Below are 13,354 nucleotides of genomic sequence, written 5' to 3' on the forward strand. Positions count from 1 at the left end.
GAGGCGGGCCTGCTGATGAGCACGCGTACCTCGATATTGGCCTGGCTCCTGCTCACGGGGCTCGTGGGTGGCTTTGGGGCGTTCCGGCTCACTTCCCGGGACCAAACGCTTTATTTGCCGGACCAGACCTCGCACGGGCATCATCAAATCGAAATGGCGTGTGCGTCCTGCCACACGCCGTTCGGCGGCGTCAAAGACGACGCCTGCACGAATTGCCACGGCGAACAGCGCACCGCGGCCGACTCGCACCCCGCGTCGAAGTTCAACGACCCGCGCAACGCCGGGAACCTCGAAAAGATCGACGCGCGCCGCTGCGTCACCTGCCACGTCGAGCACTGGCCCGAGGGGACGCACCGCGAGGGCCACACGATGCCCGTGGATTTCTGCGTCACGTGCCACGCCGACGTCGGCACCGAGCGGCCGAGCCACGCGGGCATGTCGTTTACCACTTGCAGCGACGCGGGCTGCCACAACTACCACGACAACCGCGCGCTCTGGGAAGATTACCTGAAGAAGCACCTCGGCGAGCCCTTCGTGCTCGCGTCGGCGAAGGTCTTGCCGCGCGGGGTCGCGATGGTCGCGAAGGGGCCGAAGTCGCTCGCCGCGAAGGATCAGGACGCGCCGCGCACGGTGGCGTTCTCGGCGGCGCTCGTCTCGGAGTGGGAGGAGTCGGCGCACGCGCGCGTGGGCATCAACTGCTCGGGTTGTCACGGCGGAACGCAGGGGGTGGACTGGGTGAACAAGCCCATGCTGACGATCTGCGCCGGCTGCCACACCGAACAAAACAAGGGGTTTGGCCTGGGCAAGCACGGAATGCGCGTCGCTGCGGGCCTCGGCCCGATGAGCCCCGGGCTCGCGCGTTTGCCGATGCGGGCCGAGGCCAAGGAGCTCGAGGTCGGCTGTGAGAGTTGTCACGGCGGGCACTCGGTGAACGCCCGAAAAGCGGCCGTGGACTCGTGCCTCGGCTGCCACGACGACGAGCACAGCCGGTCGTACCAGCGGTCGCCGCACTTCAAGCTGTGGGAGGCCGAGATAAACCGCACGGCTTCACCCGGGACGGGTGTATCGTGTGCAACGTGCCACATGCCACGAGAGAAGTCGTCGAGCAGTGCGGCTGTCGTGGTGCAGCACAACCAGAACGACAACTTGAGGCCGAGCGAGAAGATGGTCCGCAACGTCTGCACGAGCTGCCACGGCGTGGGCTTCTCGCTCGACGCGGTCGCGGACCCGGAGCTCGTCCGGCACAACTTCGCCGGTCGCCCGAAGAAACACGTGGCGAGCGTGGACATGGTCGAGAAGCGCGCAGCGCAGGGGAAGCGCTGAGCAAGGAGAAGGACGACGTGAAGATGGGACACTCGAAGGCGGGCGCGATGGTGTGCGGTGCCGTGGCCCTCGCCGGCGTGACGGCGTTTGGGTGCGGTGGTCAGGGTGGCGGCGGCGCGGCGGCGGGCATCCAGCCGCAGCAGATGGCGGACGCGCTCTATGCCGTCATCGCGGCCGATCGCGCGACGTACGCGGGCCAGGTCGTTGATCGCCTCGTGAAGGAGAACGCGATCAAGGCGACCGAGCGGTTCAAGGAGGAGAAGACGCTCCCCTTGCCGGCGCAGATGCTGCGCATGGGGGCCGAGCACGCGCAGAAGACGAACTCGAGCTTCTCGTACGCGCTCCTCTCGCAGTGGCCGATCAACCAGCAGAACAAGGCGAAGACGGAGGCCGAGAAGGCGGGCCTCAAGTTCGTCGCGGAGAACCCGGGCAAGAACTACTACACGGAGGAGAAAATCGCGGACAAGACCTATTTCACCGCGGTTTATCCGGACAAGGCCGTCGCCGCCGCGTGCGCGAATTGCCACAACGAGCACGCCGACAGCCCGCGCAAGGACTTCAAGGAAGGCGATATGATGGGCGGGCTCGTGATCCGCATCCCCGTGAACAAGTAACACCTCGGCCGGGGGGGCCGAGCGGGGGGGTTTTACTTGTCCGTCGGCGCGGCCGGCGCAGGCGACGACGGCGCTTCAGGCGACGACGGCGCTTCAGGCGACGACGGCGCTTCCGGGGAGGGCGTGTCGGGGGACGCGGACGTATTCGCGGGTGGTGGTGGTGGCGGGGGCAGCGCCTTGGGCGGCGCGGCGAAGAAGGGTTCGGGCGCGGACGCGAGCCGGAGGAGCGTGGGCGACTGCGTGGAGACCTCGGCCGTGTAGGCCTCGGCGCCCTGGGTGGTCTCGCCGGCGTTCAGCGTGGTGGTCACGCGGTAGAGGCCCGGGCGCGGGAACGTGCCGCGCGGGCAGACCTCGTGGAGCAGGATCGTGAACGAGGTCGAGGCGCCGGGTTTCAAGGTCCGGAACGCGTCCGGCGGCAGCCCGCGCGGCGGATCGCCGAGGCAGCTCTTCGTGTGCCCGTAAGGCCCGTCGATACGGAACGAGAACATCCACGGCCGGAGCGCCACGAAGATCGGCCGGAGCCCCGCGTTTTTCGCGGTCACCGTCAGCGAGACCCCGTTCGGCGCGGCCACGTCCTTGAACGCATCGGCCGAGATTTCGAGCCTCCCGGCGCGCTCGTCGACGACCGGCGCAGGCGCGGCCGGCTTGCCGTCCGCAGGCTTCGCCCCGTTCGCGTTTGCGTTCGCGGCCGGCGGGGGCGGAGGCGGGCTCTCGCCGAGCACGATCGCGGGCGCGAGGAGCTCCGGCGCGGGCGCGATCGTCGGCTCGCGCTCGGTGCTCTCGGCGGCGAAGGGCGGCTCGGGCGGCTTTTTCGTGCCTTTTTTCGGCGGATCCCAGCCGAAGCGCGCGTGCAAAGTGACGCCTGGCCGCAGCGCCGCTGCGGCTTTGCCGAAGCAGAAGAGCCGCGGATCGAAGGGCTCGACGTACGACTGCCCCGGGCCGAGCAGGAGCGCGCGGTTTTCCGGGAAGCTCGACGGCCGGAGCGACTTTGGTAGCTCGCACGTCGTGGGCTTTTTCTCGCCTTCCACCTCGATCTCGAACCGGAGCAGCCGCGGGTCGGCGGGCACGCGCAGCGGCACCGTGCCCTCGTTGTCGATCCGCATCGTCCACGGCCCGGTCATCGTCGGCGCGACGATCCAGAGGCGCGCTTGCGCGGGCGGGAGCGGCGGCGGCTCGGGCGCTTTCTGGGCCTTCGTGGTCTTGGCGGGCGGCGCGGCGTGGGCGCTCGGCGAGACGAGGCTCGAAAGGCAGAACAACGAGGCGAGGAGGGAAGCGCGCGAGGATCGCATCACGAAGGCTCCGGAGTCGGTCGAGAGGCGGCTTTCCGCTTTCCTTCCGAGGGCGTCAACCTTAGCGTACAAATGAGCGCTCGCATGCGAGGTCTGTACGCCATCGTGGACACCGCCGCGCTCGACCGGCGCGGAATCGACGTCGTCGCCTTCGCCGAGGCGGTGCTCGCTGCCGGCCCCGCCGCGCTCCAGCTCCGCGACAAGGCCTCGGGCGTGCGGCGGACGCTCGCGCTCCTCGCCGAGCTCACGAAGCTCGCCGCGCGCGCCGGCGTCCCGCTCTACGCGAACGATCGTCCCGATCTCGCGTTGCTCACGGGCTGCCCGGGGATCCACGTAGGTCAAACAGATCTGCCCGTGCCGCTCGTGCGCGCGCTCGCGGGGCGGACGGGAGGGGCGTTCGCGGTTGGCCTCTCGACGTACGACGAGGCGCAGATCGACGCCGGCGTCGCCGAGGGCGCGGACTACCTCGGGATCGGGCCGGTCTTTGGGACGCAAAACAAAGACGACGCCGAACCGCCGATCGGTCTCCCGCGCCTCGCGGCCCTCGCGCAGCACGCGCGGTCGGTCGGGTATACACGTCCGCTCGTGGCGATCGGCGGGATCAGCCTGGAGAACGCGGCCGCGGTCGGCGCGGTCGTCGACGCCGCGGCGGTCATCGGCGCGTTGCTCCCGCTCGCGAGCGGAGACGCGGGGCTCGCGGAAACGACGGCGCGCGCGCGGACGCTGCACGAGGCGATCACCGGCGCAGCGCCCCGAACGGAGCAGCCATGAGCCTCGTCGCCATCGCCGTCACGGCCGCCGTGGCCGCGTCCCTCGGCTACCTCGCGAGCCGGCGTCGCGAGAGCGCGCGCGAGGTCGAGGGCCCGGACGAGACCAAGGCGCTCGATGAAAAGAAGAAGCCTCGCGCCTTGAAGGCGCCCCCGCCTGCCGATCCGCTCGCCGGGCTCACGCTCGCGCTCGGCGATGTCGTCTCCGCGGAGGGCGACGAGCGCTGGCTCGCGGGCGCGATCGTGGCGCGGGAGCAGGCGCTCGCCGCGGTGATTTTCGTGGCGCCGGAGGGCCTCGCGCATCACGCCGTGGCGCTCGTCCCCGCCGATGCGCGTACAGTCCTCTGGCTCAGCCCCGAGGCCGTGGACACGCCGCCCGAGCCGCCCGGGACGCTGGAGATCCGGGGCATGGTGATGCAACGCAGGAGCCGCTTGCCCGTGACGTTCGAGCGCTTCGGCCAGGGCGCGCCCACGCTCGGCGCGTCGGGCCTCTTCGCCGTGTACGAGGCCGGCGGCCGCGAGGTCGCGATCGTCGTCACGAGCGAAGGCAAGGCGCTCGCGTGGGCGGGTCGCCGCCTCGACGAGGGCGAGTACGACCGCATGGGCCGCGGCGACGCCGAAGGTTGATCAGGGCATCGCGTCGCGCAGCTCGGACACGAGCTGGATGATCGACAGGTTCGGCGAGGCGTTGCGCTCGAGGTAGCTGATCGTGCGGAGCACGAACTCGTAGCGCCGGGCGTCGATCACGGCCGCGCGAGGATCCCGCGCCGCGTGGACGCGCGACGAGCGGGCGAGCGCCGCGCCGAGGGCACGCAGATCGTCGCGCAGCCGATCCTTGTTCTTCGTGTCGAGCGCTTCCGCGAGCACCACCGCCGGCCCGAGATCCGGCGCTGCCACGGCCGAGAGCATCGACGTGACGAACTCGTCGCGCGCCGCCGTCCGCTCGGCGTCCGCGAGATCGAGCGCCGCTGCCGCGCTTCCTGCGGCGAGCTCGATCGCGAGCTCCTGCTGGCCCGCCGGCATCCCCTTCGCCTCCAGGATCTTGTGCAGCACGGCGTCCGAGAGCGGCCCGAAGCGGATCTTCAGCGTGCGCGATCGAATCGTATCGAGCATGCGATCCGGCCGCGACGTGATCAGCACGAAGTGCGTGCCTTGCCGCGGCTCTTCCAGCGTCTTCAGGAGCGCGTTCGCGGCCGAGGCCGTGATCTCCTCGGCCCTGCGGATGATGAAGAGCCGCGCGCGTCCCTCGTGGGGCGGGTAGGCCGCGTGGGGCAGCACGATACGCCGCACCTGCTCGACCGAGATGCCCTGCACCTCCTCGGTCTTCTTGTCGAGCGTCGCCGGCGGGTAGAGGCCCTTCTCGACGAGGATCACGTCCGGGTGCTTCGGCACCTCCGGGCGCTCGGCCCCGAGCGTCACCGCGCGATGGCAAGCGTCGCATCGCCCGCAGCCGAGCTTGTCGCCGCCGGTGCACACGAGCGCCTGCGCCAGCGCGAAGGCGGCCATCTCTTTGCCCACGCCGTCGGGTCCCTCGAAGCGGTAGGCGTGATGAACGCGCCCGCTCTCGAGGGCCCGCACGAGGGTCCGGATGGCCTCGTCCTGGCCCAGGATGCGCGAAAACGGCACGCGCGACTGCCTAGCACGGAGCCCCGCCGCGTTGAAGTGCGCGTTGCGCGACGCGGCCAGAGCACCCTCTTCAGATCCGTTCTTTTCCCGGCTCGTTGAATGTGGAGGGCCCACCGAACAACCAAGATCCGCCAATGATGAGGATTCCGAAGGGAGGAGTCATGCGCGGATCGTCTCGTGCTGCCTTGCTCGGCGCGCTCGTGGTTCTCGCGGGGGGGCTTTCGCCCGGCCTCGCTCATGCCGACACCTGGCCCGTCGCGCGCCACGACGCCGCGCGCACCGGGGCCTCGGGGGGAGCCGTGCCCGTGGTCGAGCCCGTCGTCACGTGGCGCGCCTACATGGGCGGCCGCCCGACGGGCCGCGTCGCGCGTTTTGGCCTCGGGAATCCTTCGCAGTTCGTCGCCGCCGTCGGCGGGCGGTTCGTCGCCAAGCACGGCGTGTCGCAGGCGACGTTATGGAAGAGCGACATCCTCGGCGTCGGCGTGGTCGAGGCCTTCACCGATCTCGACGGGGATGGCAAGAGCGAGGTCGTGGTCCGCACCGAGACTCGCGCGCACGTCCTCGACGGCGCGACGGGCGTGGTCCTCTGGAGCTCGCCCCTTGGCGAATTCCGCTCGCCTGCATCCGTCCGCGTGACCGATCTCGACGGCAATGGTTTGCCCGACGTCTACATCGACGAATGCACGAGCTGCGCGACGCCCGGCACGATGACGGCCGGCGCGTTCTCGTTTGCCGGGGGATTCGGCGTGGCGAGCGCGCTCTGGATGCGCCCGGCGAATGCGTCGCCGCCGCCCTCGCACAGCGGCTCGGACACGATCGTCGACCTCGACGACGACGGTTTGCCCGAGGTCGTGCTCACCTCGCCGGCCGAGATCGTGATCGTACGCGGCAACGACGGCCAGACCGTGACCACGCTCGTCTTGCCGGGCGGCGCCCAAGACAAACCTTTCTCGCAGGCGTACGCGCTCGCGGCCGAGATCGACGGTTTGCCCGGCAAGGAGCTCGTCGTCGTGCAGCCGTACGGCCAGGTCGCGGCGAAGGTCGGCCCGCCGGGGCTCACGGTGTTCAAGATCGACCCCCAGACGAAGGCCGGGACGCTCCTCTTCCAGCGAAAGACGGCCGGATACGACGCCGAAATGGTCACGCTCGCCGACGTCGCCAAGGACCTCGACGGCGACGGCATCGACGAGCTCGTCTTTTCGCACCGCGCGTCCGCCGCGTCCCCGTTCACCACGGAGATCCTGAAGGGGGCGGCGGGCACGACCGCCGCCGTGCTCCCGGGCGCGCGCTTCGAGGGCGCGGCCGATCTCGGCGCTTCGACCGGCGCGGAGCTCGTCGTCGCGACCGCCGCGGGCCTCTCCGTCCACCATTTCGACGGCAATGCCCTCGCGACCCTGGCCGGCCCGATCCCCGAGGTGCGCGCCCATTCGATGCCCGACCCCGCGCGCGGCCAGCGAGGCCCGCTCGACCGTCGCCTCGCCGTGCTCCCGCGGCCCGGACAAGCCGCGGCGTTGCTCGTCGGGAGGCCGAAATCCGAGCTGCCCTACGCTTCCCTGGAGAACCCGCACACCTTCCGGGACATCCAGGCATTCACGTTCGACGCGGCCGGCCCGAAGAAGATCGGCGACCATACGCCGCTCGTCGGCGACGTCACCGGCGTCTTCGGGGCCGATTTCTCCACGCGCCCTTATCCGCAGGTCGCCGTCGGGACGACCGCGGGCACGATCGTGGTGCTCGGCCAAACCTTGCAGGGGACCAACGGCATCGTGGTTTGGGGCGGCAGCGCGACGGGCTCGCTCGTCGGCGGCGGCATGCAGCCGAGCTCGGGCGCCGTGGGCGGGCCGCTCGTCGGGAGCGACGACCTCGGGCCGTTCGTGGTCCTGCCGGGCTCGCCGCTCGGCCTCTACGTCGGCGACGCGCGGTTCGCCTCGCTCATCGTCCCGCCGCTGCCGCGCTTCATTCAGGCCGGCATGCAAGCGGCGAGCATCGTGGACCTCGACACGCTCGGAATGGCCGTCGTCGGCGTGGAGGGCAGCGCGCTCGTGGCGCGTCGCTCGCAGGATGGCGCCTCCCTCGGCGCCGTCGACCTCGGCCCCGGCGCGCCGCACGGCACGCCCTTGCCGCTCCGCGTGCAGGGCGCGAGCGCGCCGCGCGTCGGCATCGACTGGCGCATCGAGGGCGTGCAGATCGTCCAGTCCGCGGTCGATTTCGCCTCCAAGAGCCTTGTTTGGCAGGGCGTACCCTTGCCGTTCGGTGGCTTCTTCGGTTCGAGCGTCGGCGACCTCGACGGCGACGGGACGGACGCGTGGTATTCGATGAACGACGGCCTGAACGCGCGCGACGCCGCCACGGGCCTCGTCAAAACGACGCCCGGCAATTCCATGTGGTATTCGCTTCCCATGCTCGCCTCGTTCCAGGGCGGGCCCGGGCCCGAGCTCCTGCTCCAGGCGGGCGCGTCCTCGCCGCGGCTGCTCCAGGCGGATCTCGGCACCGCGTGGCAATCGGAGAGCTCCGAGCAGGTCAATGGAATGGCCGGCGCGCGCGTCGTTTGTGGCAATGCCGCGCGCTTCGTGACGCCGGCCGTCCTCTCGCCCACGCTGCGCGCCTTCGACGGCGCGACCGGCGCGCTCCTCGGCGTCCGCGCGCTCGCTGGCGGGAGCGTCTTCCCCACCGTGGACGCCGCGATCGCCGCGGGAAAGCGCCCCGGCGTGCTCTCGAACGCGACCTCCGTCGCTTCGCTCGGCCCGGGCGGCCCTGCCATTCTCGCGGGCTCGACGGACGGACACCTCTATGCCCTCGACGCCTGCACGCTCGATCTACGCTGGTCGAAGTTCCTCGGCGGCTCGGTCGCGGAGCCCGTCGTGGGTGACACCGACGGCGACGGCGCGGACGAGATCCTCGTGGGCGTTGCGGACGGCTACATCCACCACATCGACGTCCCCGGCTGCCTCTCGCCGAGCTGGGTCTCGTTTGGCGAGACAGACGATGGACCGACCGAGGCGCCCCACGTCGTCAAGCCCGGCGAGGCGGTGAAGGTCACGTTCGCGCCGGTTGCCGAGGCGAAGACCTACGAATACGCGCTCGTCGGTCCGGACGATCAGCCCCTCTGGTCGCCGGCCTACAAGTCCGCCGCGGGGCCCTCGGTTTCGGTCGACCTCACCGGCATGCTCGCCTCGCGCCCGTACCGCGTGGCCGTCCGCGCGATCGGTCCGAACGGTGGGAGCCCGGAAGCCTTCTCGAGGCCTGTCGTCATTGCGGACGGCAACCCCCCGACGCTCGACGCCGCCGCGACGGCCGAAAGCACGGCCGTGCACGTCGCCTTCGAGGCGACGGACGACCTCGCGCTCGACCATTGGCTCGTCCGGATGCACGAGGCGGGCGCGGCCGAGGAAGAGGCGCTCGTCGCCGGGGAAGGCCTCTTCAGTGGCCCCGCGGGCAAGGCCGAGCTCTCCGTCACGCCGCCGGCCTCGCTCTTCGGCAAGAAGGTCGTGGTGCGCGTCTCCGTCCTCGACTCCGCGGGCAACCCGGCGATGGTCTCGGTGAATGCGTCCGTTGATGACGAAGGCCACGTCACGCACGTCGATCCGCCCGTGATCCTGCCTGCGGAGCCGAAACCCGGGGCTGCTCCGTCCGGCCCCACCACGTTCGGCGGTTGTGGCGCTTCAGGCCGAACGCCGGACGCGTCCGCCCTCGTGGTGGCGCTCGCGCTCGGCCTCGGCGGTCTCTTCCGTCGCGCGCGGCGCAGCTCGAACGAGCCCGGCTGACCAAGCGCAACCGCATCCGTGCACCCCGCCGCTGCGCAGGCGCTGCCCATCCGAATTCGTGGAACAGCGAGAGTCGACCGTCAGGCGGGCGCGAGGCTCGCCGCGCATTCCACGAGACTCCCGCGTCGGCCTTTGCCGGCGCGTGGCACGACGATGGCAGTGGACCCCTCGCATGCACCGAATCTCGAACATGCTCTCGACCGGGTTTTCCGCGGCTCTCGTGCTTTCGACGCTGGTGATCCCGGTGAACGAGGCGAATGCCTTTCCGTGGTCTGGACTCGAGTGGAACCTGAAGGACAGCGGCGACGCGGCGGTCGGCCCCGGCCCGAACGTGTTCTCTGGGGACAACGTATTCGTCGACGATCAAAACCGCCTGCACATGCTCATCGAGGACGAGGACGGCGACGGCGTGTGGCGGAGCTCCGAGATCATCTCCACGCGCGCCGTGGGCTACGGCACGTACACGATGACGCTGGAAACCCCGATTCGTACGTTCCACAACCAGGCGGTGCTCGGCTTCTTCACCTGGAGCACGCGCGGAAGATCGAACGAGATGGACGTGGAGATCGCGCGGTTCCGCGGCACGGCCGCGGGCGACCCGAGGCTCGTGCATTCGCTCCAGCCGCAGAGCTCCCATTACGCGGTTCCGGACCTCTGGAACGCGACGTTCCACCAGTTCGTATGGGACCGCTCGCGCACCACGTTCCTCACGCGCCCCCTCGCCGGCGCAGGGACGCCCATCCAATCCAGCTTCGGCTCGCCGCCGCGGCCGACGAACACCACGAATCTCCGCATCAACTTCTGGTTGCGCGCCGGCGTGGCGCCCGCCGGGGCCACGAGCCCGCTCGAGGTCATCATCCGGAGCGTGTCGTACACCCCGGCCTGATTGTCCTTCCCGTGAACTGTGAAGAAGTTCGCGCCTGCGCGGCGCGCGTTGACAGCCCCCCCGCCGCGCCACAAGCTCCTCCCACGGCGCGAGGCATGAAGCCCGCGCTCGAAACACCCGCCGGGCGCGCTCAGCCCCGGCGAGGAGGAGTGAACATGCATCCTGCATTCGTGGCGTGGTGGCACGCGGGCCGAGGCGGCTCGTGTGGCCCTGAGGGTTGGTCCGGTCGTCGTCGTGCGTGGTTCGGAGGGGGCTGCGGCCCCGGACGAGGCGGCGGTCATGGACACGGGGGGCACGGGGGCGGCGACGACCTGCCCGGCGGCTCCGATTTCGACGGCGCGGGCGGCGGTAACTTCGGCGTGCGCCGGCCGCTGCGATTCCTGGCCCACCGGCTGGAGCTCGACGACGTGCAAATCGCGGAGCTCGCGACGATCCTGGACGAGCTGAAAATCGAGCGGGCGCAGGCCGCCGTGGATCATCGACGCACGACGAGCGCGTTCGCCGACGCGGTGCTCGGCGAGCAGCTCGACGAACCGCGGCTCGATCAGATCCGCGCGGATCGGGTGAAGAGCGCCGAGCGGCTGCAGGCGTCGGTGGTGCGCGCGATTGGGCGCATTCACGCGCTCCTGTCGGCCGAGCAGCGGAAGAAGCTCGCCTATCTGCTGCGAACCGGCGCGCTCGCCATCTGAATCCCGGCGCGTGGGGGGCTCCGGCCCCCCACACGCTCCTTCCGTCTCACGGACGGCGCTCGTCCCCCGTGCGCGGCTAGCGCCCGAGGTGTCGCGTCTCGCCCACGTCGAGGATCCAGAGCTTTTCCTCGGCGCCGCCCTCGGCCTGCCATGCCGCGCGCGCCCGCTCCGGCGGCTCGCCGATCGGCTCGTCCGTCAGCTTGAACGTCCCCCAATGCATGGCCACGAAATGCTTCGCCCCGAGCATTTTCGCGGCCGACGCCGCCTCCTCGGGCCCCATGTGCTGCGGCTCCATGAACCAGCGCGGCTCGTACGCACCAATGGGAAGCATCGCCCAGTCGATCGGCCCCGCGCGGCGCCCGATCTCCTCGAACGTATCCCAATAAGCGGTATCGCCGGAGTGATACGCCGTGCCCTCGGGCCCACGAATCACGTATCCGCCCCAGAGCGCGTCATTCCGATCCCAGGGCAAATGCATCGACCAGTGCCGCGCCGGCACGAGCGTGATCTCCAGCGAATCGATCCCCGTCGTCTCCCACCAGTCGAGCTCCACGATCTTCGCCGACGCGCCGGCCGCCTTCAAAAAGCGCGCATTGCCGAGCGGCGCCACGTACGTCGGCCGATCGCCGAGCCGCTCGATGCTCCACGCGTCGAGGTGATCCCGGTGGTTGTGCGTGATGACGACGATGTCGATCGGCGGCAATTCCTGCCAGCCGATGCCCGGCGCCACGAGCCGCTTGATCGGGCCGATTCGCTCGCCGAGGACCGGATCGAAGAGGATGTTCTTCTTGCCGAGCGTGAGGAGAAAACTCGCGTGCCCGATCCAGGTCAGGCTCGGCGCGGGGCTCTTCACGAGGTCCGCGTCGTACGGCCGGTGCGGCGTGATGAACCCGCCCGGATCCTTGATCTTCTTGCCCTTCAGCGGATCGAGGACCCGCCAGCGGAAGAGGTCGGCCGGGCCGCGGCGCGGCTGGGTGGCGAGGTGATCGAATCGACCCACGGGACCTCCTCCTGTTCGTTCCTCGTTTTCGTGTCAGCTCACGATACGCAGGCTTTTGCCGACGAGGACCTCGTTGTGGCTGCCGACGCGGTAGCCGGCGAGGTCGAGCGTGACGTACTTGAACCCGTGCTGCTTGCCCGCCTCGACGATCGCGTCGCGCATCTCCGGCTCGGCCGCGCGCCCGAGCTCCGCGAGCGCGAGCTCGATCCGCGCGAGCTCGCCGTGGTAGCGCACGCGCACCTGGCGGAAGCCGAGCCGCTTCAGCGCGCCCTCGAAGCCGCCGATCTGCGTCAGCCGCTCGCGCGTGACGCTCGTGCCGTAGGGGATGCGGCTCGAAAGGCAGGCGGCCGCGGGTTTGTCCCATATCGGCAATCCGAGCGCGGCCGCGCCCGCCCGCACGTCGGCCTTCGTGAACCCGAGCTCGACGAGCGGGCTCACGACCTCGGCGAGCCGCGCCGCTTCGAGCCCCGGCCGGTAATCGCCGAGATCGTCGACGTTCGTCCCGTTCAGGATCGCCGCGAGCCCCCACTCGACCCGCTTCTGCGCGGCGATGCGGTAAAGCTCGCTCTTGCAGTGGAAGCAGCGGTCGGGGTTGTTCGCGACGTAGCCGGGATCCTCGATCTCGTTCGACGCGACGAGCCGATGATCGGCGCCGATCGCGCGCGCGACCGTGACGGCGTCCTCGTGCTCGCCCGGCGCGAGGCTCGGCGAGACCGCGGTCATGCCGATGGCGCGCGGCCCGAGGGCCGCGTGGGCGGCGGCGAGCACGAACGCGCTGTCGACCCCGCCGGAGTAACAAACCAGGACCGAGTCGAGCTCGACGAGCCTCTCGCGCAGGCGAGCGAGCTTCTCCTCGATGGCAGGAGCCAGGGCCATGGGAGGAGGATCTAACACGCCGTCACTCCGCGGGAGGGGAGGCGGCCTGCTTTTCGTCGGTCTTCTCCGGCGCGGCCGTCGGCGCGGGCCCGTCCACCTTGCCGTCGGGCGCCTTCGATTCGTCGGGTTTGGTCTCGGCCCCGGTCGCCTTTGGTGTGTACTCGAACACCTGCAGGTTTGGTTCGAGCAGCTTGAAGACGCCTTTTTGCACGTCGTCGCCCATCTGGCCGGTGATCACCGCGATCCAGTGCGGGTGCGTGTTCGCGGCTTGTTCGAGGCGGTTCCACATGCGGGGGCGCAGGCTCACGCGCGCGCCGCGCTTGCCGAAGTCGACCAGAAACTCCTTCCAGCCGTTCTTGTCCGTGGTCACCTCGGTGGGGAGCCGGTTGATCTTGATGGTGACTTCGAGCTTGCCGACGAGCGCCATAGGAGCCTCCGCGCCCTCCGGACGGTGCCCAAATCGGCGCCGGAACACAAGTCGGGCCCGCCTCGTACCGAGTTACTTGCGGGAGAAGGCCGG

Annotated in this window: 12 protein-coding genes; 7 read left to right on the plus strand and 5 right to left on the minus strand. The window is 70.4% G+C overall.

What is annotated here, in order from left to right; translation table 11 throughout:
- The first annotated feature begins 15 nt into the window (after nucleotides 1-15).
- Together POL67_RS12155 and POL67_RS12160 are read left to right on the plus strand one after the other, a co-directional pair.
- Nucleotides 16-1,323 carry a cytochrome c3 family protein gene (locus tag POL67_RS12155; RefSeq protein ID WP_271917439.1) on the plus strand — a complete coding sequence of 436 codons (1,308 nt, stop codon included), beginning with the start codon at nucleotides 16-18 and terminating at the stop codon, nucleotides 1,321-1,323.
- Nucleotides 1,324-1,346: 23 nt separating this feature from the next.
- Nucleotides 1,347-1,937, plus strand: a complete 591-nt coding sequence (locus POL67_RS12160) for a Tll0287-like domain-containing protein (RefSeq protein ID WP_136965911.1) — start codon at nucleotides 1,347-1,349, stop codon at nucleotides 1,935-1,937.
- A 32-nt stretch (nucleotides 1,938-1,969) separates the two neighbouring features.
- On the opposite strand, the gene POL67_RS12165 is transcribed toward POL67_RS12160, so the two are convergent.
- A complete protein-coding gene (locus POL67_RS12165; RefSeq protein ID WP_271917440.1) occupies nucleotides 1,970-3,229 on the minus strand; it encodes a hypothetical protein in 1,260 nt (419 codons plus the stop codon).
- 81 nt (nucleotides 3,230-3,310) lie between these two features.
- On the opposite strand from POL67_RS12165, the gene POL67_RS12170 reads away from it, so the two are divergent.
- Together POL67_RS12170 and POL67_RS12175 are read left to right on the plus strand one after the other, a co-directional pair.
- Nucleotides 3,311-3,997: a thiamine phosphate synthase gene (locus tag POL67_RS12170; RefSeq protein WP_271917441.1), complete on the plus strand. Its 687-nt coding sequence runs from the start codon at nucleotides 3,311-3,313 to the stop codon at nucleotides 3,995-3,997.
- Nucleotides 3,994-4,620, plus strand: coding sequence for a hypothetical protein (locus POL67_RS12175; RefSeq protein ID WP_271917442.1), 627 nt, complete (start codon nucleotides 3,994-3,996; stop codon nucleotides 4,618-4,620). The genes POL67_RS12170 and POL67_RS12175 overlap by 4 nt, the downstream gene beginning before the upstream one ends.
- Here POL67_RS12175 and POL67_RS12180 read toward each other — a convergent pair whose 3' ends face one another.
- Entirely contained in the window at nucleotides 4,621-5,619 is a 999-nt protein-coding gene (locus POL67_RS12180; RefSeq protein ID WP_271917443.1) for a DNA polymerase III subunit, read from the minus strand.
- A gap of 161 nt (nucleotides 5,620-5,780) precedes the next feature.
- Here POL67_RS12180 and POL67_RS12185 point away from each other — a divergent pair, with 161 nt between their 5' ends.
- The 3 genes from POL67_RS12185 to POL67_RS12195 all read left to right on the plus strand — a co-directional run bounded on the left by POL67_RS12185 (nucleotide 5,781) and on the right by POL67_RS12195 (nucleotide 10,958).
- Nucleotides 5,781-9,383 (plus strand): FG-GAP repeat domain-containing protein, encoded by a 3,603-nt coding sequence (locus POL67_RS12185; protein WP_271917444.1) that lies wholly within the window; start codon nucleotides 5,781-5,783, stop codon nucleotides 9,381-9,383.
- A 172-nt stretch (nucleotides 9,384-9,555) separates the two neighbouring features.
- Nucleotides 9,556-10,269, plus strand: a complete 714-nt coding sequence (locus POL67_RS12190) for a glycoside hydrolase family 16 protein (protein ID WP_271917445.1) — start codon at nucleotides 9,556-9,558, stop codon at nucleotides 10,267-10,269.
- 155 nt (nucleotides 10,270-10,424) lie between these two features.
- Nucleotides 10,425-10,958 carry a Spy/CpxP family protein refolding chaperone gene (locus tag POL67_RS12195; protein ID WP_271917447.1) on the plus strand — a complete coding sequence of 178 codons (534 nt, stop codon included), beginning with the start codon at nucleotides 10,425-10,427 and terminating at the stop codon, nucleotides 10,956-10,958.
- Nucleotides 10,959-11,034: 76 nt separating this feature from the next.
- Here the strand turns inward: POL67_RS12195 and POL67_RS12200 are convergent, their stop codons facing one another.
- The 3 genes from POL67_RS12200 to POL67_RS12210 are packed head-to-tail and all read right to left on the minus strand — an operon-like array spanning nucleotide 11,035 to nucleotide 13,261.
- Nucleotides 11,035-11,958 (minus strand): MBL fold metallo-hydrolase, encoded by a 924-nt coding sequence (locus POL67_RS12200; protein WP_271917448.1) that lies wholly within the window; start codon nucleotides 11,956-11,958, stop codon nucleotides 11,035-11,037.
- A gap of 33 nt (nucleotides 11,959-11,991) precedes the next feature.
- Nucleotides 11,992-12,834: an ATP-dependent sacrificial sulfur transferase LarE gene (gene larE / locus POL67_RS12205; protein ID WP_271917449.1), complete on the minus strand. Its 843-nt coding sequence runs from the start codon at nucleotides 12,832-12,834 to the stop codon at nucleotides 11,992-11,994.
- Nucleotides 12,835-12,856: 22 nt separating this feature from the next.
- Nucleotides 12,857-13,261 (minus strand): hypothetical protein, encoded by a 405-nt coding sequence (locus POL67_RS12210; RefSeq protein WP_271917450.1) that lies wholly within the window; start codon nucleotides 13,259-13,261, stop codon nucleotides 12,857-12,859.
- Nucleotides 13,262-13,354 lie beyond the last annotated feature (93 nt).

It is taken from the genome of Polyangium mundeleinium (assembly GCF_028369105.1).
In the GTDB taxonomy this organism is placed as follows: domain Bacteria; phylum Myxococcota_A; class Polyangia; order Polyangiales; family Polyangiaceae; genus Polyangium; species Polyangium mundeleinium.